The following is a 653-nucleotide window of genomic DNA, read 5'->3' as shown; positions in this document are numbered from 1 at the left end:
ACTTATACCGATAAAATAATTATGCCGATTAAATTGAAATAATCATTGTATCATCATTAGTTTTTTATTGATTTATCGGCATAAAACTTTTGTAATTATCTTAAGGAGGATGATTACAAATGACAAAATTTAATACTTTTAAAGAGCTTGCAGATGATACCAAAGAAAAAATGAAATCTTATCATGATTATCCAATTAAGACATTGTCAAGATATGATGGAATAGTAAAAATTATTGGTCATCTAATGAAACAAAATAACTGTGTATATTCAACCAATATTATCGATCAATGGCTAAAAGAGTGTACCATCAAATTTTCCAAAAGTACAGTTGAAAGATATCGCAGAGTTGCCTGTCTTTTAAGCGATAATTATCATGGCAATCTTGATGGATGGAAAATTTATTCCAGTCAGCCTTGCTTGATTCCAAAATCTAATGAATATCTTAATGTGATAAATGATTATAAGATATTCTTGGAAAATGAAGAATATTCCACAAAAACTATTTTATGTAGATTGCATGATGCCAGATACTTTCTCGTGTATTTAGAAAACAATAATGTGTTCAATACAAAAGATATCAGTCATCAGATGATATCGAATTATATTCTATCTGAACATTTTGAAAATAGAAAGATAGCAGGCATATCTGCA

At 27.9% G+C, this 653-nt stretch carries 1 protein-coding gene; it reads left to right on the top strand.

What is annotated here, in order from left to right; translation table 11 throughout:
* Positions 1-119 precede the first annotated feature (119 nt).
* The coding region (locus tag B5E79_RS13265) for a hypothetical protein (protein WP_143746804.1) at positions 120-653 on the top strand (534 nt) is incomplete at its 3' end.

Source organism: Massilimicrobiota sp. An134, assembly GCF_002160815.1.
GTDB classification, from domain to species: Bacteria; Bacillota_I; Bacilli_A; order Erysipelotrichales; family Coprobacillaceae; genus Allocoprobacillus; species Allocoprobacillus merdigallinarum.
This window is presented reverse-complemented; position numbering and strand designations above follow the sequence as displayed.